Genomic DNA, 22,909 nt, shown 5'->3' with positions numbered 1-22,909 from the left:
TGCACCTAGTATGCCGAAGATCCATGTAGGAGCGCATGGCATTTATTTTTCAGGCAACATGTTGCATGTATCAAATTGTTCCCCCCACCCCTTTGAACTTATCGACAAATGCAGCAATTTTCTGGAAAACACTTTGCTTCTTGGTCAGGTACTGTGGATTCAGCGGACTCATCTTGGGCAGAATAGAATTAAGCTCAGTACCATTTTCACTTGCAAATTCACGCTTAAGTGAAGTGGTGATATAACGTCTGGCTGCCTCATCATTCAAACTTTCAGAACCGATCAGCTCGTCAGCTTCTCGCTGTTGCTCGATCCGGGCAAAGGCGAAGAAGGCTTCGATCACGCTGGCTTTATCGCCAATCTTATCCAAGTCGGTTTGATTGATAAAATCGACCAACAGGCTCTCCTTCGCTCGGTTACCAAGACTTGCGCGGATCAACCGGCGAACTTCGTCAACCAAATCGGCTTTGCTTCTGGTTCTTTTGTTGTGCTCAAAGATCAGCTCAAGTATGTAATCGAGGTTGATCTCTTGGGATTTAAGCAGATCCACCTCAAACACCACGTCATCCCAATCGATGGTGGATTTGTCTTTATCCTCTGCCGATTTTTGACGACGCTGCCAATCGCGGATGTCGTTGTAGGTCGAGCGGTAATCCTGGATCTTACGCTCGGCTGGCAGGCTTATGGCCTGCAACTCGGCTAGCTTTTCATCATCCAGATAGTGTTCGGCTTTAAACACTTCGATCGCCTCAGGGTCGTTCATATCTACGCTTTGCAGGGCTTTCAGGCTAGCAAACTCATCGTAGTTTTGTAGCACATGCTCAACGCGCAAGTATTCACCAAAGAGTTTGGCAAAGGCTTTTTTATCAGCTTCTTTTTCAATTGCCGCAGGATCAGGAAAACGCTGCTCCAGCTCGCTGACCACATCCATAAAACCGCGTCGCGCCTGACCGGTCACTACATCGGTAAACCCCTCCATGTATTCATGGTAACTCTTTTCCAACACCACGTTCTTGGTGTTTTTATCACCAAACAGGGTGATGGCATCCACCGTCGCTTGTTCCAGGTCACGGAAGGTAACGATATTACCAAAGGTCTTGGTCGCGTCGTAAATTCGGTTGGTGCGCGAATAGGCCTGCATCAGGCCGTGATAACGCAAGTTTTTATCCACAAACAGAGTGTTCAGCATCGGGGCATCAAAGCCCGTCAGGAACATACCCACCACGATCAGCAGATCGATCTCCTTAGCTTTAACCTGTTTGGCCAGATCGCGGTAATAATTCTGGAAACCATTGCTGTCTATGCTGAAGTTAGTTTTAAACAGCACGTTGTAGTCCGCGATGGCCGCGCTTAAAAACTCTTTGGCACTAGTATTCATGGCCGAGACATCAAAACTTTCATCCTGAATATCCCCTACAGCATCCTGCTCTTCGTTGGCAGCAAACGAAAAGATAGTGGCCACTCTCAGTGGTTTATTGCTGTGCTTTTGCAACTCCTTGAACGACTCGTAATAAAACTTTGCAGCATCCACGCTGCTCACCGCAAACATGGCATTAAAACCCTTGGCGTTCGCCTGCTGGCGATACGTCTTTTGCCGGAAGTTGTTCAAGATGTACTGAGTAATTTCACGAATACGGTCAGGGTGCAACAAAGCCTGCCTGTTTTCTGCGGCACTAAGCTGTTTCTCGTCCAGTTCGGTTTCGATGGCTTTGAACTGAGGCCGGACATCGTTGTAGTCCACTTTGAACTTGAGCACTTTTTCGTCACGAATGGCATCGGTGATAACATAGGAATGCAATTCCCGACCAAACACGCTGGCGGTGGTGTCTGCGCCAAGCGCGTTTTGTGGAAAGATGGGGGTGCCGGTAAAACCAAACTGATAGAAGCGTTTAAATTTCTTCTTCAGGTTCTTCTGTGCCTCACCAAACTGACTGCGATGGCACTCATCAAAAATGAATACAACCTGCCTGGTATAGATAGGCAGTTCACCCTCGCTTTTCATCAAATTATTAAGCTTCTGAATGGTCGTGACGATGATCTTGTTATCGTCTTTTTCCAGATTGCGCTTGAGGCCTGCAGTACTGTCGGAGCCATTGACACTATCAGGCGAAAAACGCTGGTATTCCTTCATGGTCTGGTAATCCAGATCCTTGCGGTCCACAACGAAGAATACCTTGTCGATAAACTCCAGCTCAGTGGCCAAACGCGCCACCTTGAAACTGGTGAGGGTTTTACCGGAACCCGTGGTATGCCAGATAAAGCCGCCGCTTTCAGGTTTGCTCCAGTTTTTGGCCTCAAAGGCGCTTTTCACTTTCCACAGAATGCGTTCGGTGGCGGCAATCTGGTATGGACGCATCACCAGCAGAGTGTTACTCACATCAAACACCGAATAATGCAGTAACACATTAAGCAGGGTGTGCTTCTGAAAGAAGGTAGCAGTAAAGTCCTTCAGATCTTTAATCAGGCTATTATCCGCCTTCGCCCAGTTCATGGTGAAATCGAAACTGTTTTTATTGCGTGCCGTGGTATTGGCAAAATAGCGGCTATCTGTGCCATTAGAGATGACGAACAGCTGCAAATACTTATAGAGAGAATGCTCGCTGTTAAAGCTTTCCTTGCTATAGCGGTGTACCTGGTTAAACGCTTCTCGAATAGCGACGCCACGTTTTTTCAACTCAACGTGCACCAAGGGCAACCCATTGACCAGAATGGTCACATCGTAGCGATTGGCATAGCTACCGGTTTGTTCAAACTGTTTTATCACCTGGAGCTTGTTACGGGCGATATTCTTCTTATCCAGCAGATAGATGTTCTGGATGCGGCCATCATCAAAAACAAAATCATGGATGTAATCATCGTGAATTTTACGGGTCTTATCCACAACGGAGTCGCTGGGCTTATCGAGATACATTTCCACAAAACGTCGCCATTCACCGTCGGAAAATTGCACGTGATTGAGCGTTTGCAACTGTACCCGCACATTACCAAGCAAAGCCTCTGGGTTATTTAGCCCGGGCAGTAACTCATAGCCCTGGTTGACTAAGTCCTGAAGCAGTTCCCGCTCTAGGTCGTTCTCGCTTTGGTAGTTTTCCGCAGCCTTCCATTCTCGGCTATATTTGTCCAGAACAATAAAATTGTTGGATTCGGCAATAGTTTTGTAGTTGTCCATTTTTATTCCCTTAGCCTTCTTGAACGTCTTTTAGGTCAGGATAATATATTTTATCAAGGTGCCTAACCAGTCGTTTTAAAACTCGTTTTTCATCCTCCGTTAACTCACTTACCTCTTCACCTGCGTACTTTGAATGACTACGCAAGTTCATTACTCTTGCCTCATAAGGATTGGAATCCCCACTATCCGACTGCGGCAGCAAGTCCCCCCACCGTTTGTATCCCAGAAAAATGGTGGTTTTTTCCAAAATGTTACGCAGATAATTGAAGTGATACTTGCTTAACTTATTGCTGTCTATCGCTTTTTTTAATTCAGCCTTAAGATGCAGATGGTATGAGAAAGACGAGTCATCTGGTTGCTCTACGAGTTCTGCAAGACCATCATCATTTCTGGTAAGGCGATATTTTTTGAAACACTTGGCTTTGTAGCCTGTCTTTTTTTCATCGCTACCAAGCTCATTTTGCAAGACATTATAAAAGAGCGGATTATGGGTTGAGATGATAAACTTTACATCTGATTTATTATTTCTAATGAGTTCTGCCAAGTCGACGGCCAGCTCAATTAAATGATTTTCATCAAGTGAACTTACAGGATCGTCAATAAAAATATACTCAAGACCATCGAACGGTGTGGGTTCCGGATAGTCAGGGTTGACCTCACCTAATGTCTCAACGACGAGGTCAACAAGCGTATAAAACATACTCCAGATAAAATTACTTTCTTCACCTTTTGATATTTTAAGATTACCTGAGTGCTCATCATCACCACGTTCAACGGAAAAAGTTACCTCTGAAAATGCCTTAACGGTTACCTCGTTATCATCCTTACCTTTGATTTTATATTCTTCATTAAATCGAGGCGTGAGCTTATCATTGGTGTAACGCTGGAAGTTAGCGATGACATTCTGATCTTGCCCTTGCTCGTTAAGAACCCAGTCAGTAAAAGAGTTTGATTGGATTTTCAGCTTGGGTTTAATATCATCTTCTAAATCATTATCCCAATAGAATAGGTCTTCGGTAAAGGCGTTGTAATAAAGAATTTTATTGCGCGAAAGCTCAGCTTCTTCATCGTTATCGGCATTTCCATTCTTGGGAGCGACCAACTGCTTGAACTCACGCGACAGGCGCGTTTTTCCCGTACCATTAAAGGCATAGATCAACTGCACCTTTTTATTAGCGCCTATTAACTGCTGTGCTATTTCCGTTAGCGTTTTGCTCATAATCAGTTCGCTACCTCCGAGTTCGATTTTGGAAAGCTGAACAGCAAATCACGATAATACGCGTATTGTTTTTGGCGCAGCTCGATTTCACGGGGTAAGCCATCGACTGTGGAATTGGCCAGTGAATCGAACTCATCCAGAACAGCAACGATCTGCTTTTGCTTATTAATTGTGGGAAGTGGGATCTCCAACTTAGACAAATCTGACTTGTTAACTGCTGGCACGCCACCCTCTTTTTTTAAACCCAATAAAAGTTCTTTTTTTGATTGAAGAAAATAGAAAAGATATTTATTGATTAAAACTTCCTTATCTACTGCTCTAATTTTGTAGCATAATGGCCCTAGCCAAAATGGTCTTTTTTGGTATCCAACAAAACCAATCCCACCTTGCCCTCGTGATGGGGTGGTAACTGTATCGCCTTCACAATTGCTACTTGCGGCATATCCAGATCTCGCTGTCCCTGCGTTGATATAATCAAAAACTGTTACACGCTCAAGTACTTCAGGCAGCTTTTGTCCGGTATTTATCTCTGCGATTTCCCCTAACGCCTTCCACTCAGCCTCGTCTTCTTTAAAGTTTAACAACAGATCGCGGTAATAGTTGTATTGTTTTTTTCGGATATTAAGCTCGATGGTAAGCTCGATGGTAAGCTCGGTAAAGGTGTCCAGAACGCGAACAATTTTAGCCTGAATTTCCAGAGATCTTTTTAGCTCTTTAGGGCAAGGGATAGGTATTTTTATTTTAGCCATATCAGTTGCAGAAACATCAATAACCTTTGAACCTTTGGCGTATTTTCTTTTTTCATTGGCAAATTCTATTGTTTGCGTGAAATAAGTAAAATACTTTCCCAAGATAATTCTACTTGGTTTAAAAACTGTAGCATGCCCACCAGTTACCGCTTGTTGCTCGCCCAAGTAAAATAGAGCCTTACCTACGTCCTCAAGATTCTCACTTGTGTTAGTGATTACAACATCACCTTTATTAACCTTTCTCAATTTCTTGGCTAATTCTGGTGAAACAAAAGATTTAGTTTCTGTCGTAGATAAACCATAATAGGTATAAATTTGCCCATAGTGAATTGCGGGCACGCCGTTTTCAGTAAAGTCTTTTTTTTGTAATCCATTGCCACGAACTAGCTCACCAAGTTCTCCCAGAGTTTTCCACTCAACCTCAACGCCATCCAGCAGTTTTTCCATAAAACTCACGCTACTCATACTCCCTGCTCCTCACCTTCAATCTCCGCCACAATCGCATCGATCTTCGTCCGCAGTTGATCGATTTTAGCGACGGTGATTTTCAGTTCGGTATTAAGCGTAGTGATATCTACTACTTCACGGTTGTCCTTGACTTCGACATAGCTACTCACCGACAGATTGTAATCATTAGCCTTAATATCTTCAAAGCTCACCGATTTGGCAAAATGATCAACCTCTGCCTTGCAATCAAATATTTGCATGATCTGTTCGATATGCATGTCCAGTAGCACGTTGTTATTGGTTTCTTTTTTAAACAATTTACTGGCGTCAATAAACTGGGTGGTCGTCTCTTTCTTGTTTTTCGCCAGCACCAGAATATTCACCGCAATGGTGGTGCCATAGAACAGGTTAGGAGCGAGGGAAATCACCGTCTCCACATAGTTGTTGTCCACTAGGTATTGGCGAATCTTTTGCTCGGTGCCCCCGCGATAAAAGATACCAGGGAAGCAGACGATGGCGGCGCGGCCTTTACTGGATAGGTAGCTAAGGGCATGCAGTACAAAGGCAAAGTCGGCCTTGGATTTAGGAGCCAGCACGCCCGCGGGCGCAAAGCGGTCGTCGTTGATCAACGTTGGGTCGTCTGAACCTATCCACTTAACCGAATAAGGCGGGTTAGAGACGATGGCATCAAAAGGTTTATCGTCACCAAAATGCGGCTCCGTCAGGGTGTTGCCCAGCTGAATGTTAAACTTGTCGTAGTTGATGTTGTGCAAGAACATGTTCATCCGCGCCAGGTTGTAGGTGGTGTGGTTGATCTCTTGCCCAAAAAAACCCTCTTCAATAATGTGCGCATCAAAGTGCTTTTTAGCTTGCAACAACAGTGAGCCGGAGCCACAGGCCGGGTCATAAATCTTGTTGACGCTGGTTTGCCCGTGCATAGCAAGCTGCGCGATCAGTTTGGAAACATGCTGTGGGGTGAAGAATTCACCGCCGGATTTACCGGCGTTGGCGGCATAGTTGGAGATTAGAAACTCGTAGGCATCGCCGAACAAATCGATATGGCTCGCGGCAAAGTCACCAAAATCCAGCCCGGCTACGCCTTTAAGCACCTCGGCCAAGCGGGCATTTTTGTCTTTTACCGTGTTACCCAAGCGGTTACTGGTGGTATCGAAATCAGCAAACAGCCCCTTGATATCACGTTCTGAAGGATAACCGCTGGCCGAAGCTTCAATGTCGGTAAAGATATGGGCAAGATCGGTATTCAGACTCTCATTGTCGCTGGCATTTTTGACCACGTTAACGAAGAGATCGCTGGGGCGAATAAAGTAGCCCTTGGTCTTGATAGCATCCTCTTTGATCTCTTGAGTAATAACACTATCCGGCAGCTCTGCGTAGTTGATGCTGTCATCACCTGCTTCAATATAGCTGGTAAAATTCTCACTGATAAAGCGATAAAACAGGGCTCCCAAGACATACTGCTTGAAGTCCCAACCATCAACAGCGCCACGTACTTTGTTGGCAATGGCCCAGATCCGGCGCTGTAGCGCGGCACGTTGTTGAATACTTGTCATGCTGTTGTTCCTGTTGAAAATCTTTCAATTGATGCCTGAGTCTCTTGCTCAAGTTTGGTTCGCCTTGATTGAGTTCAAGCCTGCTATTCGAAATAGTAAGGCAGAATTTCTCAATAGCCTCCAGATTTAATTTCTAGGCCATCTCTTTGTAGAGCAAGGCCAGCGAACCATGGCTTAAACTGTTTCTCAGGTTATGTCGGCGATTCGCATCTTACATTTGCTTATCATTTGGGTGAGATGGTATCGGATATCTAGCTATACCAGCCAGAGATCGTTTTTAAAAGACTATGGTACCCAGCAAGCTTTGGCGGAAGATCACAGGAGTCGAACCTGCCCAGGACCGCTGGCGGCCCCAACCGGATTTGAAGTCCGGCCGCCCCACCGGGGACGAGGATCTTCCTTGGAGAAGAGAAGAAGCAAGGCGCTGATTATAGCGCAGTTTGTTCGCTGCGCTAAGCGGGAAATGGCGGCCGCCGGCGATTCGGCGGCCGGGGAGCGCTACTTCAGGAAATCCTTCACGTCCAGCAGGATGAACTCGTTGTCATCCGCCATATTGGGTTGGCGGCTGGAGGAGAACGGGAAGTTGTTGTCGTTACCGACGATGATGTGGTTGGCGTCCACCACGTCCACGTTCTCGATGGTGAAGAACGGGAAGGTCAGCACGCCGTCGTTCAGCGGCTTGCGCGCCAGCTTGTTCGGATCCTGAATGTTCATCAGGTCGATATAGCCCAGTTTTTCGACCGGTTTGCCGACGTTGGCGTCCGAGAAAGCGATTTTATACACTCGTTTGAACTTGGCCACCTGGCTGAAGCAGTTGTCGGTTGGCGCGCCGGCGGCGCAGGCTTTATCCGGCGTGCCTTCGCCGTTGTCGCGCTCGATCACCAGCCCGTGGGTGGCGTCGATCATGTTGAAGTCGCCGATGGCGTTCTGGTTGTCTTCCAGTACGTACTGCCAGCTGCGGCCGGTCCAGGCCTGCTGTTTGACGTCGAACTCCAGCACCCGCAGGTAGCGTTTGCCGCCGACGTTCTCGAACTGTTCGCCGTCCCACAGCGCCCCTTCCAGCAGCGGGTACAGCTTGCTGCCGTCCGGCGAGGCGGCCATGCCTTCAAAGCCTTTGGAGCGCGCCACCTGGAAGTTCTGCTTGCCGTCCGGCGCGCCCGGCAGGGTCAGCGTCGGGTTGTCCGGCGATTTCACCACCTTGCCGTCTACCTGGGTGTCGAACACTGCCAGCACCTTGCCGTTCAGGTCGGCCTTGATCAGGTAAGGCCCGAACTCTTCACCGATCCACAAGGCATCATCGGCAAACTGGAAGCTTTCAGGATCGAAATCACTGCCGGTCAGATAACGTTTCTCGGTGCTTTCGTTGATGATGTGAAACGGCACCTTTTTATCCGGATCGTGCAGGAACACCGTCTTCAGCGGCGCGACCGTGCCGTCTTTGAAATCGATCTTGTAGTGGTTGAGGTACAGCATGGCGTCCGGGGAGTTGGCCTTGCTGCCGAAGCCGTTGTCGGTTAGCACCCAGTAGGTGCCGTCGGGCATGTGTTTGATGCCGGAGTGGCCCTGCAACGGCTGGCCGTCGATCGGCAGGCCGAGGCCGGTCAGGCGATCGGCGGATTTGCCCGCCACGCTGCCCAGCTCGGTGACGCGTTTGCCGCTGGTGTATTTGCCGCTCTGCTGCAGATCGCTCGGCGCGTCCTTCGGCGTGGAAACGGCGGATTTCACCGGCAGCAGCGCATGCCCGGCCAGCGTCGCTTGCACCGGCTGCGCGTCGGCCCACAGGTTGGCGCTCAGCGCCATGCAGCCGACCAGCAGCGCCAACCGGGTTTTGGTGTTGTGCATGTCATTGTCCCTTTTCGTTGTTATCGCCCAGAAGTAAAAGCAACGTCACTATAGGGAGCGGCAATGACAGAAATATTATTCGGCGAACGCCCGCCGGTAGCTGTGCGGATGGAAGCGCCAGGTGATGGCGATCAGCACCACCACCAGCAGCGCGTGGATCTGCCAGTCCAGCACGAAGCCGCCGCTGTAATCGCGCAGCAGGCCGGAAAGGTAAGGCGTGACGCCCGCCAGCAGGAAGCCGACGCCCTGCATGAAGGCCACCAGTCGCCCGGCCGCCGCCGGCTGGTGCAGGTGATCGAGCGCCAGCACCAGGCACAGCGGGAACGCGCCGCCCAGCCCCAGCCCGGAAAGCAACACCCACAGCCACGGCAACGTCTGCGGCAGATAAATCAGGCCGATAAAGCCGATCAGCTGCATCATCAGCGCCAGCAACAGCAGCGGCCGCCGGTCATGATTGCGCGCCAGCGCCGGCAGCAGCAGCGCCCCCACCACCTGGCCAAAGGTCATCAACGCCAGCAGCGAACCGCTGGCCTGCGGCTGCCAGCCGAGCTGCATGTAATACGGCGGCAGCCAGGCGATCAGGCTGGTATAGCCGCCGTTGATCAGGCCGAAATAGGCGCCGAGCAGCCAGGCGCGCCGGTTGCGCAGCAGGCCTGGCCCGCGGTGTTCTCCCGCCGCGCCCAGACGAGACAGCCCACGGCTGACCGGCCACCAGGCCACTAGCGCCACCAGGGCCGGCAACGCCCACCAGGCCAGCGCGCTGTGCCAGTCGTGCCCTACGCTCATCAGCCACGGGGTGATCGCCGCCCCCAACCCGCCGCCGCCCATCAGCGCCGCCGACCACAGCCCGGCCACCAGCGCCATGCTTTTAAGGAAGTGATGCTTGATGATGCCGGGCATCACCGCCTGGATCACCCCGATACCGAGCCCGCCCAGCACCGCGCTCATCAGCAGTTGCACGCTGCCGGGGGCCAGTTCGCGCCAAAGCGCGCCCAGCCCGATCGCCAGCAGGCTCAACGTCACGGCGCTGCGTTCGCTGAACAGCCGATTGATGGTGCCGCCCGCCAGCGCCATCAGCCCCATCATCAGCACCGGCAGCGTGGTCAACAGCGCCGCGCCGCCAAAACTCAGCCCGGTGGCCTGGCGCAACGTCGGCAGCAACGGGCCGATCGAAGTCAACAGCGGCCGCATGTTCAGGCCGATCAACACCAGCGCCAGCAGCAGAGGATTGAGCCAGCGGCGCGGGGAAGGTGAATTAACAGAATGATTTAACACGGCATATTCCTGGTACTGCGAAATGAAGAGTGCGGCGTCACAGCGCGATCGCCGCAGCGTTGCGTTACTGTAGGCAACGCCGCTAGTATTGGGAAATTAAATAATAAAATAGCCAACAGTGGGAAAATGAATCGTTACCCGATGTTCAATCCGCAGCTGCTGCTCAGCTTCGTCGCCGTGTGCGACAGCAACAGCTTCACCCGCGCCGCAGAGCGGGTGTTTTTGTCGCAGTCCACCGTCAGCCAGCAGGTGCGCCGGCTGGAAGAGATGCTGGGCAAGCCGCTGTTTGAGCGCTCCTCGCATCAGGTGCTGCTGACCGAAGAAGGCGTCAAGCTGTTGAGCTACGCGCGCCGCATTATCGCGCTAAATGAAGAAGCCCACGACGCGCTGACCGGCATCTGGCGCGACGGCGTGCTGCGGATCGGCATGCCGGAGGATTTCGCCGTGCCCACCACCGAGCTGCTGGCCGACTTCAGCCGTGAGCACCCGCACCTGCGGCTGGACGTCGCCAGCGGCCTGAGCGCCGATCTGCACAGCGCCTACGCGCGTGAAGAGCTGGATCTGATCCTGGTGAAGCAGCGCCGCCGGCAACCGCCGCGCGCCGCGCGGCCGGAACCGCTGCTGTGGCTGGACAGCCTGGCCTTCCCGGCCATCGAGCAATCGCCGGTGCCGCTGGCAGTATTTCCACTGAACGGCCTGTACCGCGACGAGCTGTGCCAGGCGCTCGACAACCTCGGCAAACGCTGGCGCATCGGCTACAGCAGCGCCAGCCTGGCGGCGCTGACCGCCGCTTCGGCCGCCGGGCTGGGCGTCACCCTGCTGCCGGCCGGCTGCCGTCTGCCCACGCACCGGGTGCTGGGCGGAGCCGAAGGATTGCCGCCGATAGACAGCTTCGAACTGGCGCTCTACTACCGCGACGGCGCCCCTGCCGCCACGCTGGCGCTGGCCCAGCGGCTAACGGTGTTTTGCGGGTTGAAATGAGACCGCTTACGCCACTATCTGCGGATATTCGCGCTGCAGCCAGTCGATAATCCGTACCCACAGCGCTTCTGTCTGCTCAAGGCAAGCTTGTACCGCCGCGTCCGTCACCAAGTCGCCGGAATAATCCGCCACGTTGCGCTGTTTTCGCAATGCATCCAGGCAGATCATTGCCTCGCGCGGCAACCCTACAGTGAGCGGCAACGTTTGGATCATGGTCTGGTGATGGCCAGGCCTGCTGGTCAGCGTGCGGTATCCTTTGGCTTGCAAAGCGGCATTCGCCATTTGCATGACCGCTTTATATGCCGTGTCGAAACGGCTCTCATTGCTGAGCTGAGTGATACCCGCATCGCGTCGGTTGCGAGCGGCGGCGGCCAGCAAGTTTTTAATCGCCCCCGCGTCAGGCGTTATCACCTCCAGTCCCAGCCCGACCAGATTGTCCAGCGTCATCCTTGTCTCCCGCAATCCAGAGTTGGGGTTTCTGCATAATGTCCTGAATAAACGCGGAGTTCTCGGCCAAAACCGCTCGCCACTCTTCCGGCGAGTACAGTTTGGGGTTAATTTCCCGACCCAGCGTTGCCTGCAGCGGATAAACCGCCTGAATTACATCCGCAAAAGACAGTTTACCGACGATCAGAACATCGATATCACTGGCCGCCGTCGCTTTGCCACTGGCGACGGAACCAAAGATGAAAGCCCGTTCAATGTCCTCCCCAAATCCTGCCAGCACCTGCCGTAAGCGCGCAGCCGGGCCGCAGGTCTTGCGGAAAATCGCCGCCAGCTCGGGAAAAATCAGGCAATCGGCGTTAGCCTGATAGCAAATTTGGTTGCCCTGCCGCTTCCTGAGCAAGATGCCGCCTTCAGCCAGCCGGCTCAACTCTTTATGTAAAGTCCCGGCCTGAGTTGCGGTGCGCCGCGCAATTTCTCGCACATGAAACGCCTGCCCGGCTTCAATAAACAGCAGGCTTAGCACTTTTCTACGGTATTCGCTGAACAGTAATTCGAGCATCGGATCGTGCATCACGCTGACCTCAATGTAGCTTTAATGACTACAAATGTAGCCATTAAAGCTACGAAAGAGCAAGCCAAGAGCACCATTCCGCCGGCAGACGCCGATCATTACCAAATCGAATAGTCACCAGTGGCAAATGTCGCTGCCAACCGGTCGGTTCCTCTCCTAAATTGGGGGATATTTTCACTCCCTCACCTCTGGATTAAGGAACCGAACGTGGAAAATCCTCAGCAACCGGGCCGCAGAGCCTTCCTCAGCCAAACCGGCAAACTCACCACCGCCTGCGCGGTGATCGGCCTGACCGGCGGCATGGCGCAGGCCGCTTCGCCTGGCGGCGAGCCGTGTGCGCCAACGCCGATGACCCTGACCGATCGTCACTACTGCCTGAGTGAGGTGCGGCTGGAAGACGGCTTTGAATACGACGGCGAAACGGTGATCGGCACCCGCACCGCGCTGTACACCCTGGAGATCAAAGACGGCAAGATCGCCGCCATTCACGCCGCCAACGCCGCGTTGCCGGCCGGCGTGCCCCGCTATAAGGCGCAGGGCCGGCTGCTGCTGCCGGCATTTCGCGATATGCACATCCACCTGGACAAAACCTTCTACAGCGGCCCGTGGCAGGCGCCGCGCCCGCGCCAGGGCAAAACCATCATGGACATGATCGCGCTGGAGCAGACGCTGATCCCGAAACTGCTGCCCACCTCGCAGCAACGGGCGGAAAACCTGATCGCCTTGCTGCAGTCCAAAGGCAGCACCGTGGCGCGCAGCCATTGCAATATCGATCCGGTCAGTGGCCTGAAAAGCCTGGAGCACCTGCAGCGCGCGCTGGAAAACCACCGGGCGGATTTTAGCTGTGAAATCGTCGCCTTCCCGCAGCACGGTCTGTTGCACTCCAAGGTCGACGCGCTGATGCGCGAAGCGATGCAGATGGGCGTGCAGTACGTCGGCGGGCTGGATCCGACCAACGTCGACGGTGCGATGGAGAAATCGCTCGACGCCATGTTCCAGATCGCCCTCGATACCGGCAAAGGCGTGGATATCCACCTGCATGAAACCAGCCCGGCTGGGGTCGCCGCCATTAACTACATGATCGCCACCGTGGAGAAAAACCCGGCGCTGCGCGGCAAGGTCACCATCAGCCACGCTTTCGCCCTGACCACGCTGACGCCGGGCGAACTGGCGGAAACCGCCACCCGGCTGGCGGCGCAGCAGATCGCCATCGCCTCCACGGTGCCGATCGGCGGCCTGATGATGCCGCTGCCGCAGCTCAGTGAGAAAGGGGTGTTCGTGATGACCGGCACCGACAGCGTGATCGACCACTGGTCGCCTTTCGGCACCGGCGACATCCTGGAGAAGGCCAATCTGTACGCCCAGCTGTACCGCGGTTCCGACGAGTATCACCTGTCGCGTGCCATGGCCATCTCCACCGGTGGCGTGCTGCCGCTGGACGATAAGGGGCAACGCGCCTGGCCGAAAGCCGGCGATGCCGCCGAGTTCGTATTGGTCAACGTCAGCTGTTCCGCCGAGGCGGTCGCCCGTCTGCCGGCGCGCAGCGCCACCTTCCATCAGGGGCGCCTGGTCGCCGGTCAGGTAAGCAAAGCCTAAGGTCGGTCCGCTGTTGTCATCATGATGGCCGTTTTTGGCCTTCTGCCAGAGTAAGGCGCGGCGCAAGATGGTCGCTACACACACTGATGGAGGGCCGAAAATGTCACAAAGCGCGTTATTGATCATCGATGTCCAGCAATCATTCCAGCACCGTCCATTCTGGCAGGAGGACGATCTGCCGGCGTTTCAACAGGCGCTGACGCGCCTGATCGCAGGCTGCCAACGACACGGCGCAGCGCTGGTCGACGTGCTGCACGTTTCGCCGCAGGGGCCGTTCTCTCTGGCTTCGGGCCATGTGCAGCGCCTGCCGTTCCTCACCCACCAGGCGGATATCACCGTACACAAGCATGTGCACAATGCGCTGACCGAATCCGGCCTCGACGCCTGGCTGCGCGAGCGGGATATCAACCACCTGATCGTCTCCGGCATCCGCACCGAGCAGTGCTGCGAAACCACCTCCCGGGTGGCGTCCGATCTCGGTTATCGGGTGACTTTCGTCACCGAGGCGACGTTAACCTTCCCGATGCGCCATCCCGACGGTGAAGTCTTTACCCCCGCGCAGTTGAAGCGGCATACTGAAACCGTACTGGTCGATCGTTTCGCCCGCATCGCCAGCGTGGATGAGGCGCTGGCGCAACTCGCACAGGAGTAATCATGTCGCAGGCCGTCTATTTTCTGCTGTTGCCCAACGTACTGTCGCTGGACGTCAGCGGCCCGGCGGAAACCCTGCGCCTCGCCGGGCAATTCAGCCTGCGTTACCTCAGCCCGGCGCCGCAGATCGTCTGCTCCATCGGCATGACGCTGAGCGGCCTGCAGCCGTTGCCCGAGCGCCTGGAAGACGGTGCCATCCTGGTGCTGCCGGGCGTCGGCGATTCGCAGCGCTATTTCGCCGGGGAAGAGGCCGGGCAGGCGCGCCGCTGGCTGGCGACGCTGCGGCCCGATCTGCAGCGGCAGCGCATCACCCTGGTGTGCATCTGTTCCGGCGCGCTGCTGGCGGCGCAGGCCGGGCTGCTCGACGGCTATCAGTGCACCACCCACCACGACGTTATCGAGCGTATCCGCCGGCAGGCGCCGGCGGCGCAGGTGAAAGAGAACCGCATCTTCGTCGAAGATCGCGGCGTCTACACCAGCGCGGGCATCACCACCGGCATCGATTTGGCGCTGCACCTGGTCCACCGCCACTGCGGCTCCGGCCGGGCGCGTGACGTCGCACGCGACATGGTGGTCTATTTCCGCCGCGCCGGCGACGATCCGCAGCTGTCGCCCTGGCTGCGTTACCGCAACCACCTGCACCCGGCGGTGCACCGCGCGCAGGACGTGATGGCCGCCGAGCCGGAAGCCGACTGGTCGGTGCTGCAGGTGGCGGAGAAGGCGCACGTCAGCAGCCGCCATTTGGCGCGGCTGTTTCGCAGCCATGTCGGCATCAGCGTACGGGAATATCATGAGCAGCTACGTTTGGCGGTGGCGCAACAGCGCCTGCAACAAGGGTATGGGTTGGAGAAGGCCGCGCTGGCGGCCGGTTTTTCTTCCGGGCGGCAGCTGCGCCGCGCCCAGCAGCGCCAGCACTCGCCGCTATGACACCAGCCGGCGGGTATCCAGCCGCTGCAGGCCGACAGACAGCAGCAGGCTGAGCCCCAGCGCCACGCCGAACACCCAGAAGATATCCAGCAGCGGGTGGCCGGTGAAGTCCAGGTGCCGGCTGCGCATCACGTTGACGATCAGGGCGTGAAAACCGTAGATCGCCAGCGAATGGCGGGAGAACGCGCTCAGCCAGCCGATCGGCTGCGGCAAACAGTGTTTCACCCACACCAGCAGCGCCACCGCCGCCATAAATACCAGCGGGCCGCTGTAGATGTAGTAGGTATCGGCGAAGTTGCCGTTGATGAACAATTGGTGTTTGGTGCCGCGAGCGATCAGCGCCACGCACAGCGCAAATCCCAATGCCGCCAGCCAGCCCACGGCGCGCCCGCGCGCCTCCATCATGCCAATCGCCCGCCCGGCCAGCGCATACAGCAGGTAGTAGAAGGTATCGCCGTAGATATACAGGTTAACCGGCAGCAGGTGCGCGTTGCCGAAGGTCAGCTTGTCGGTATTCGGGTTGGCGATCACCGCCAACACCACCAGCGCGGCGGCCAGGGCGTAGCGCGACACCGGTTTGACGCTGATCAGCGGCGACAGCAGGTAAATCACCGCGATGGCGTAGAAAAACCACAGATGATAGAACACCGGCTTTTGCAACATGCCGCGCAGCGATGGCCAGAAACCGATCTTGGTAAAGGCCGCGATATAGATCAGCGCGATGGCGCTGTAGAACAGAATGCAGCAGATGATGCGGGTGAAATGCCGGCGGCCGGCGCTCTTTTCGCCGAAGAACAGGTAGCCGGAAATCATAAAGAACAGCGGCACCGATACGCGCGACAGCGAGTTCAGCACGTTGGCGATATCCCAGTTGTGCAGCCCTATTGCCGCGCCGTTGGTGACGTAATAGGTGGTGGCGTGGATCATCACCACCATCATGCACGCCATCGCCCGCAGGTTGTCTATCCAGCCGATTTTCTCGCTCAAACGCTCGCCCGATCTTGTGTCATATTGATATGTTAAGAAGAGGTTATCGGGCACGGCGTTCGGCGACAACCCAAAAGCGAAATATCAGAATGCACTTAAACAACACCTTATGATTGCGAAGGTGAACAATTGGCGGCAAAATAGCCGCCATAACTCGCTCAGTTTGCGCTTCCCGCCCTGGCAGTTCCTTTTTCTCTTTTACTATCAGTACAATAATATGAAAACGACATTACCACCTGCGGCACGTTTGGGCCGGCAGGCGCTTTTATTCCCTCTTTGTCTGGTGCTGTTCGAGTTCGCCACCTATATCGGCAACGATATGATTCAGCCGGGCATGCTGGCCGTCGTGGCGGATTTCAACGCCGGCGAAGAGTGGGTACCGACCTCGATGACCGCCTATCTGGCCGGCGGCATCTTCCTGCAGTGGCTGCTCGGGCCGCTGTCGGATCGCCGCGGCCGTCGCCCAGTGATGCTGGCCGGGGTGGCGTTCTTTATCGTCTCCTGCCTGGCGATCCTGCTGGTCACCACCATCGAGCAGTTCATCGCCATGCGTTTCCTGCAGGGCATCGGCCTGTGCTTTATCGGCGCGGTCGGCTACGCCACCATCCAGGAGTCGTTTGAAGAATCGGTGTGCATCAAAATCACCGCCCTGATGGCCAACGTGGCGCTGATCGCCCCGCTGCTCGGGCCGCTGGCCGGCGCGGCGCTGATCCACGTCGCGCCGTGGCAGAGCATGTTCGTGCTGTTTGCGGCGCTGGCGGCCATCGCCTTCTACGGCCTGTGGAAAGCCATGCCGGAAACCGCCACGCTGCAGGGCGAGGCGTTTTCCGCCGCCAACCTATGGCGCGACTACCGCCAGGTGTTGGGCAACCGCCGCTTCCTGTGCGGCGCCCTGGCGATCGGTTTCGCCAGCCTGCCGCTGCTGGCCTGGATCGCCCAGTCGCCGGTGATCCTGATCAGCGGTGAGTCGCTGTCGACGCTGGACTACGGCCTGCTGCAGATCCCGGTGTTCGGCGCGCTGATCCTCGGTAACCTGACGCTGGCGCGCCTGACCGGCAAAAACAGCGTGGAGCGCCTGATCAAGCTGGGCGCAGGCCCGATGCTGCTGGGGCTGCTGATCGCCGCGCTGGCAACCCAGTTCTCCAGCCACGCCTACCTGTGGATGACCGCCGGCCTGAGCCTGTACGCTTTCGGCATCGGCCTCGCCAACGCCGGGCTGTACCGCCTGACGCTGTTCTCCAGCAACGTCAGCAAAGGCACCGTGTCCGCCACCATGGGCATGCTGAGCATGATGGTATTCACCGTCGGCATCGAGCTGGCCAAGGTCGCCTACGTCTGGGGCGGCAGCGGGCTGTTCAACCTGTTCAACCTCATCAGCGGCCTGTGCTGGCTGACGCTGGTGGCGCTGTTCCTCGGCAAACGCCGCAACGGCGACCCCACACCGCAGCCGACCGGCGCGGTGTAAACGCGACGATAAAACGCCGGTCCGGTTTCCCGACCGGCGTTTTTTTATGCGGCCTCAGCCGAGCAGCCCCCACAGCGCATACCCCGCTCCCACTACCGCCACCCCCAACAGCAGCAACGCCGACAGGACAGAGATCGCCCGCCGCGCGCGCTGCAGCGCCTTTCCCGACAGCAGGGTGATATAGGCCAGCAAGATGGCGAAATCCGCCAGCACCCACAGCGCGGTCAGCAGCGTCAGGCTGGCGCCGACCGAAGGGGTGACGGCGATAAACTGCGGAAAAAAGGCAACGAAGAAGATGATGTCCTTGGGATTGGCGATGCCTACCAGAAAACCGTTTGCGATCGCCGAGCGTTTTTGCGACGGTGCAACGGGCTGCGCATCGGGGGTTCGTGCGGATAAATCCTCATACAGCGAGGCGATCGCCATGCGGCCGATAAACAGGCAGCCCAGCAGGCCTATCCACTGCAGCAAGCGCATATCCACCGCGAACAGCCCGGTGACAACCAGCGCGGCAATACCGATCAGCAACAAAGAGGCCCCATTGCTTCCCAGCGCGGTCAACAGCGCGCGCCGGGCGCCAAAGCGCGCCGCGGTGTTGGCGACCATCATCACCACCGGCCCTGGCGTGGCGATCAGCAAGAAAATGGCGGCGAAATACGCCGCCAGCAACGACAGGTTCATCTTTATTTCACTCACATTCAGGCGGTTGGCGTCGGATCATTATGATGCCGTAGCCCCCGCCTTGAAAAAGGAGTAATCCTGTCGTTTACTGTGAGCCAGACTCATTCTTAGAGACGCCGCGATGGCCAGTTCCCTTCCGCCGCTTTACGCTCTGCGCGCCTTCGAGAGCGCCGCCCGCACCGGCTCGTTCACGCTGGCCGCCGACGAGCTGCATCTCACCCCCAGCGCCGTCAGCAAGCACATCAAAACGCTGGAGCAGCACTTCGGCTGTCGGCTGTTCCAGCGCAACGGCCCACGCATCGAGGTCACCCCGCAGGGAAAAATCTTCGCCGCCGAGCTGCAGCAAGGGTTTGGCCGCATCGAACAAGCCTGCGAGCTGTTCAGAAGCCACCGCGATCTGCTGCGGATGAAGGCGCCCTCCACCCTGACCCTACGCTGGCTGCTGGACTGCCTGAGCCGATTCCGGCAAACGGCGCAGGCGTTCGAGGTGCAGGCAGCCAGCGTCTGGATGGACATCGACAGCGTGGATTTTTTCAGCGAACCCTACGACTGCGCCATCCTGCTCGGCAACGGCCATTTCGGCGCCAATACCGCCGCCGCCAAGCTGTTCGACGAATGGCTGATCCCAATTTGCGCCCCCGCGCTGCTCGCCGACGCGCAGCGCGATCTCGCCACCTGCCCGCTGATCCATCCTTCGCCCGATCGGCGCGACTGGCGACGCTGGCTGCAAAAAAGCGGCATCGCAGCCCCGATCGATCTCACACGCGGCCAGGTATTTGATTCACTGGAACAGGGCAACGCGGCGGCCATCGCCGGGCACGGCGTCTCGATCGGCGATCTGGCGCTGAGCCTGCGGACGATTGAGGAGGGGTTATTGGCGCTGCCTTGTGACGTCGCCGTACGTACCGGCGACGGTTACTATCTGGTTTGGCCGGAAGAATCGGCAAAACGGCCGCTGATCGAACGTTTACAGGCGTTTCTCACCGCCCAAACGCCCGACGTCAGCCGGGCCGCCGTCAGGTTTATCGGGTAGGGGACTCGCTACCGAACAGCCCGCCGTCGCGCAGCAGATGCTCGTTGCCCTTGCGGCGGGTAAAGCCGCTGCGATCGAAGAACTCCAGCACCTGGATCGCCAGCTTGCGGCCGACGCCGAGCCGATCGCGGAAGTCGGCGGCGTTGGCGCCCCCGCGCTCCGCATCCAGCTCGCGGATCAGCGCCGCGAACTGATCGATGCGCCGGCTGAGGTAGTAGCGATCCACCACCACCGCCGTCACATGACCCAGCTGAGCCGCCTTGCGCAGCAGCGCGCGCACCCGGCTCTCCTCTTCGCCCAGCTCACTCGCCAGATCGCGCACCCACCACGGCTCGTCGCCGAACAGCGGCTCGATGCGCGCCCACAGCGGCGCCTCGTCGGCGCTGAACGCCAGGCCGTGTTCCGGCAAGTGCAGCCAGCCGCGCGTATTGCGCAGCACGCCGGCCTTCAGCAGCCGATCGATCATCATAAACACCAGCGCTTCCTGCTGCTGAGGCAGCGCCATGCGCCGCAGGCGGGCGCGTCCTAAGCCCAGCTGATCGGCGTGCTGTTGGTGATACTCCGCCAGCACCTGCAGCAGGCGGCTTTCCGCCTGCTGCACCTGATCCTGCGCCAGAGCCCGGTCACCGACGATCAGCAGATCGCGGTTCGCCAGCAGTGCCGCCAGGCCGTCGTCGGTCAACTGACGCGCCCAGGCGAACGCCGCCAGAGACAGCGCGCCCTGCGGCAACTCAAGCGCCAGCGCCCGCACGTCGTCTTGCGCCTGCGCCAAGGCCTGCAGCCATGCCAGATAGTCCGGCTGACGCTTGCCGCGCTTGGGCGCATTCAGCCTGAGCACCCGGGCCGCGCCCAGCGTTTGCCGCGCGCCGATATCGCGCAGCACCAGCCGATCGTTTTCCGCCAGCCACAGCGGGCGATCGAGGATCAGTTCCGCCAGTCCGTCGTTCAGCAGCGAAATGCGCCCGGTGATGTGGCTGGCGGCATGGTGCAGATGCAGCGGCTGCCAATGGCGGATCGGCCGATCCGTCTCCAGCGCCACCAGAATGCGTTCCGCCGCTTCGGGCGGACGCTGCGCCAGCAGCCAATCACCGCGCGCGATCCGCTCTTTATCGACATCGCCGCTGATGTTAAGCGCGATGCGTTGCCCGGCCTGCGCCTGTTCCACGGTTTGATTCTGGGCATGCAGGCCGCGCACCCGCACCGGCGCGTCGGCGCCAGTCAGCCACAGCGAATCCCCCACCTTCACCCGGCCGCCGAGCGCGGTGCCGGTCACCACCAGCCCCGCCCCTTTGACGCTGAACGCACGGTCTACCGCCAGGCGAAAACGGCGCATCAGCGCGTGCTCGCCGGGCGACAACGTCAGCAAATGCGCGCGCAGCGCCTCGATGCCCTCTCCCGCCGCCGCCGCGGTGACAAACAGCGGCGCATCGGGCCAGCCCTGGCGTGCCAGCTCGTCGCGCACCTGACTGCGCACCTCGTCGACACGCGCCGCGTCCACCCGATCGGCCTTGGTCAGCGCCACCGTCAGCGCCGGGCGCCCGCTCAGGCGCAGGATCGCCAGATGCTCGCGGGTCTGCGCCATCACGCCATCATCGCAGGCCACCACCAGTAGCGCATGGTCAATGCCGCCGACGCCCGCCAGCATATTGGCGAGGAATTTCTCGTGGCCGGGCACGTCGATAAAGCCCAGTACCCGGCCGTCCGGCTGCGGCCAGTAGGCGTAGCCCAGATCGATGGTCATGCCGCGGCGCTTCTCTTCCGGCAGGCGATCCGCATTGATCCCGGAGATCGCCTGCAGCAGGGTGGTTTTGCCATGATCGACATGGCCGGCGGTGGCGATGATCATGATGCGCTCAACGCGTCGATCAGCGCCCCTTCATGTTCCAGACAGCGCAGATCCAGCCACAGCCGGCCGTCGCCGAGGCGGCCGATCACCGGCTGCGGCAGGCGGCGCCAGCGCTCAGCCAACGCTTCCAGCGTGGCGCCGCGGCCGTCGCGCGGCGTGAAGGTCAGCGCATAGCTGGGCAGGCGATCCACCGGCAGCGAACCGCTGCCAATCTGCGACCAGCACGGTTCGGCGCGCAGGTCGAAATCGGCGGTGAACCGTGGTCTCAGCGCCGCCAGCAGCCGCTCGGCCGCCTGTTGCATCTCCTGCTGCGGGCGGGTCAGCAGCCGCAGCGTCGGCAGCTGCTCTGCCAGTTTTTCCGGTTGCAGATAGAGCCGCAACGTGGCCTCCAGGGCCGCCAGCGTCAGCTTGCCGACGCGCAGCGCGCGCTTGAGCGGGTGCTGCTGCAGGCGCGCGATCAGCGCCTTCTTGCCGACGATGATGCCGGCCTGCGGGCCACCCAGCAGCTTATCGCCGGAGAACGTCACCAGATCGACGCCGGCGGCCAGCAGCCGCTGCGGCATCGGTTCGGCGGGCAGGCCGTACTGCGCCATATCGATCAGTGAGCCGCTGCCCAGATCGGTGGCGGTCGGCACGCCCTGTTCGGCCCCGAGCTGCGCCAGTTCAGCCTCGTCGACCGCCGCGGTAAAGCCCTGAATGCTGTAGTTGCTGGTGTGCACTTTCATCAACAGGCCAGTCTGCTCGCTGATGGCCTGGCGGTAATCTTTCAGATGGGTGCGGTTGGTGGTGCCGACTTCCACCAATTGGCAGCCGGCCTGACGCATCACGTCGGGAATGCGAAACGCGCCGCCGATTTCCACCAGCTCGCCGCGCGACACCACTACCTCTTTGCCGGGGGCGATCGCCGCCAACATCAGCAATACCGCCGCCGCGTTGTTATTGACGATGCAGGCGTCTTCCGCGCCCGTCAGCCGGCACAGCAGATCCGCCACAGCCCGATCGCGATGACCGCGCCCGGCGCCGTCCAGATCGTACTCCAGCGTCACCGCCTCTCCCATCACCGCGCTGACCGCGTCCTTCACCGGCTGCGCCAGCAGGGCGCGCCCGAGGTTGGTGTGCAGCACGGTGCCGCTGAGGTTGAACACCGGCAGCAAAGCCGGGCGTTGCTGCCGGGCCAGCTCCGCCCGCAGCGCCTGCGGCCAGTCGCCGCACCAGGCCGGTAAACGTTGCTGTTGCTTGATAGCGTCACGCGCCTGGGCCTGCAGCCGGCGCAACAGTTCGCCGATCAGCGTCTGGCCATGCTGAGCCACCAGCGGTTCAATCGCGGGTTCACGCAGCAGACGGTCGATGGCGGGCAGTTGACTGTAAAGAAGGTGGGATTCAGTGCTCATGGTCGCTCGGTTTTCAATTTAGACGTATCGGCATAGCAAAACCCCGCCGCGGCGGGGAGAA

The 22,909-nt window shown here is 57.8% G+C and carries 18 protein-coding genes and 1 tRNA gene; 6 read left to right on the top strand and 13 right to left on the bottom strand.

Translation table 11 applies throughout. The features are described from left to right. Positions 1-70: 70 nt before the first annotated feature. The 7 genes from ACJ8HA_RS15370 to ACJ8HA_RS15340 all read right to left on the bottom strand — a co-directional run bounded on the left by ACJ8HA_RS15370 (position 71) and on the right by ACJ8HA_RS15340 (position 10,272). Entirely contained in the window at positions 71-3,169 is a 3,099-nt protein-coding gene (locus ACJ8HA_RS15370; RefSeq protein ID WP_442515392.1) for an HsdR family type I site-specific deoxyribonuclease, read from the bottom strand. Between the two features lie 10 nt (positions 3,170-3,179). Then, a complete protein-coding gene (locus ACJ8HA_RS15365; RefSeq protein WP_216474547.1) occupies positions 3,180-4,388 on the bottom strand; it encodes an AAA family ATPase in 1,209 nt (402 codons plus the stop codon). A 2-nt stretch (positions 4,389-4,390) separates the two neighbouring features. Further along, positions 4,391-5,602, bottom strand: coding sequence for a restriction endonuclease subunit S (locus tag ACJ8HA_RS15360; RefSeq protein ID WP_216474549.1), 1,212 nt, complete (start codon positions 5,600-5,602; stop codon positions 4,391-4,393). Continuing rightward, on the bottom strand, positions 5,599-7,155 hold the full coding sequence (locus tag ACJ8HA_RS15355) for a type I restriction-modification system subunit M (RefSeq protein WP_216474550.1): 1,557 nt from the start codon (positions 7,153-7,155) through the stop codon (positions 5,599-5,601). Before ACJ8HA_RS15355 ends, ACJ8HA_RS15360 begins: the two co-directional genes overlap by 4 nt. Positions 7,156-7,460: 305 nt before the next feature. Further along, positions 7,461-7,555: transfer RNA gene (locus tag ACJ8HA_RS15350), tRNA-Sec, on the bottom strand. A gap of 98 nt (positions 7,556-7,653) precedes the next feature. Next, positions 7,654-8,997, bottom strand: coding sequence for an esterase-like activity of phytase family protein (locus tag ACJ8HA_RS15345; protein ID WP_025304806.1), 1,344 nt, complete (start codon positions 8,995-8,997; stop codon positions 7,654-7,656). A 75-nt stretch (positions 8,998-9,072) separates the two neighbouring features. Then, positions 9,073-10,272: a cyanate transporter gene (locus ACJ8HA_RS15340; RefSeq protein WP_164099871.1), complete on the bottom strand. Its 1,200-nt coding sequence runs from the start codon at positions 10,270-10,272 to the stop codon at positions 9,073-9,075. A 126-nt stretch (positions 10,273-10,398) separates the two neighbouring features. On the opposite strand from ACJ8HA_RS15340, the gene ACJ8HA_RS15335 reads away from it, so the two are divergent. Beyond that, complete coding sequence (locus tag ACJ8HA_RS15335; RefSeq protein ID WP_033639068.1) at positions 10,399-11,253, top strand: LysR family transcriptional regulator; 855 nt, start codon at positions 10,399-10,401, stop codon at positions 11,251-11,253. 6 nt (positions 11,254-11,259) lie between these two features. Here ACJ8HA_RS15335 and ACJ8HA_RS15330 read toward each other — a convergent pair whose 3' ends face one another. Both ACJ8HA_RS15330 and ACJ8HA_RS15325 read right to left on the bottom strand, forming a co-directional pair. Continuing rightward, positions 11,260-11,700, bottom strand: a complete 441-nt coding sequence (locus ACJ8HA_RS15330) for a DNA-binding protein (RefSeq protein ID WP_142591312.1) — start codon at positions 11,698-11,700, stop codon at positions 11,260-11,262. Then, positions 11,651-12,271, bottom strand: coding sequence for a nucleotidyltransferase domain-containing protein (locus ACJ8HA_RS15325; RefSeq protein ID WP_149570662.1), 621 nt, complete (start codon positions 12,269-12,271; stop codon positions 11,651-11,653). The genes ACJ8HA_RS15330 and ACJ8HA_RS15325 overlap by 50 nt, the downstream gene beginning before the upstream one ends. A 207-nt stretch (positions 12,272-12,478) precedes the next feature. On the opposite strand from ACJ8HA_RS15325, the gene ACJ8HA_RS15320 reads away from it, so the two are divergent. From ACJ8HA_RS15320 to ACJ8HA_RS15310, 3 genes are all read left to right on the top strand, one after another. Beyond that, positions 12,479-13,867 (top strand): amidohydrolase family protein, encoded by a 1,389-nt coding sequence (locus ACJ8HA_RS15320; protein ID WP_442515391.1) that lies wholly within the window; start codon positions 12,479-12,481, stop codon positions 13,865-13,867. Between the two features lie 100 nt (positions 13,868-13,967). Continuing rightward, positions 13,968-14,519, top strand: a complete 552-nt coding sequence (locus ACJ8HA_RS15315; RefSeq protein WP_043140796.1) for an isochorismatase family protein — start codon at positions 13,968-13,970, stop codon at positions 14,517-14,519. A gap of 2 nt (positions 14,520-14,521) precedes the next feature. After that, positions 14,522-15,445, top strand: a complete 924-nt coding sequence (locus ACJ8HA_RS15310; RefSeq protein ID WP_342103497.1) for a GlxA family transcriptional regulator — start codon at positions 14,522-14,524, stop codon at positions 15,443-15,445. Here ACJ8HA_RS15310 and ACJ8HA_RS15305 read toward each other — a convergent pair. Further along, positions 15,440-16,432, bottom strand: coding sequence for an acyltransferase (locus ACJ8HA_RS15305; RefSeq protein WP_141996941.1), 993 nt, complete (start codon positions 16,430-16,432; stop codon positions 15,440-15,442). The genes ACJ8HA_RS15310 and ACJ8HA_RS15305 overlap by 6 nt on opposite strands. A 217-nt stretch (positions 16,433-16,649) precedes the next feature. On the opposite strand from ACJ8HA_RS15305, the gene ACJ8HA_RS15300 reads away from it, so the two are divergent. Beyond that, positions 16,650-17,897 carry an MFS transporter gene (locus tag ACJ8HA_RS15300; RefSeq protein WP_049204735.1) on the top strand — a complete coding sequence of 416 codons (1,248 nt, stop codon included), beginning with the start codon at positions 16,650-16,652 and terminating at the stop codon, positions 17,895-17,897. Positions 17,898-17,951: 54 nt separating this feature from the next. On the opposite strand, the gene ACJ8HA_RS15295 is transcribed toward ACJ8HA_RS15300, so the two are convergent. Next, positions 17,952-18,578 carry a LysE family translocator gene (locus ACJ8HA_RS15295; RefSeq protein WP_323711965.1) on the bottom strand — a complete coding sequence of 209 codons (627 nt, stop codon included), beginning with the start codon at positions 18,576-18,578 and terminating at the stop codon, positions 17,952-17,954. A 121-nt stretch (positions 18,579-18,699) separates the two neighbouring features. Here ACJ8HA_RS15295 and ACJ8HA_RS15290 point away from each other — a divergent pair, with 121 nt between their 5' ends. Continuing rightward, positions 18,700-19,611, top strand: coding sequence for a LysR family transcriptional regulator (locus ACJ8HA_RS15290; protein ID WP_089196388.1), 912 nt, complete (start codon positions 18,700-18,702; stop codon positions 19,609-19,611). Here the strand turns inward: ACJ8HA_RS15290 and selB are convergent. Further along, positions 19,601-21,457, bottom strand: a complete 1,857-nt coding sequence (gene selB / locus ACJ8HA_RS15285; protein WP_442515390.1) for a selenocysteine-specific translation elongation factor — start codon at positions 21,455-21,457, stop codon at positions 19,601-19,603. The two genes, ACJ8HA_RS15290 and selB, sit on opposite strands and share 11 nt — an antisense overlap. Further along, on the bottom strand, positions 21,454-22,848 hold the full coding sequence (selA, locus tag ACJ8HA_RS15280) for an L-seryl-tRNA(Sec) selenium transferase (protein ID WP_346412196.1): 1,395 nt from the start codon (positions 22,846-22,848) through the stop codon (positions 21,454-21,456). Before selA ends, selB begins: the two co-directional genes overlap by 4 nt. Between the last annotated feature and the right edge of the window lie 61 nt (positions 22,849-22,909).

The sequence above is a fragment of the Serratia sp. CY33802 genome (assembly GCF_052169095.1).
Classification (GTDB): domain Bacteria; phylum Pseudomonadota; class Gammaproteobacteria; order Enterobacterales; family Enterobacteriaceae; genus Serratia; species Serratia bockelmannii.
The sequence above is the reverse complement of the archived record's forward strand: the minus strand, read 5'-3'. Positions and strand labels throughout refer to the sequence as shown.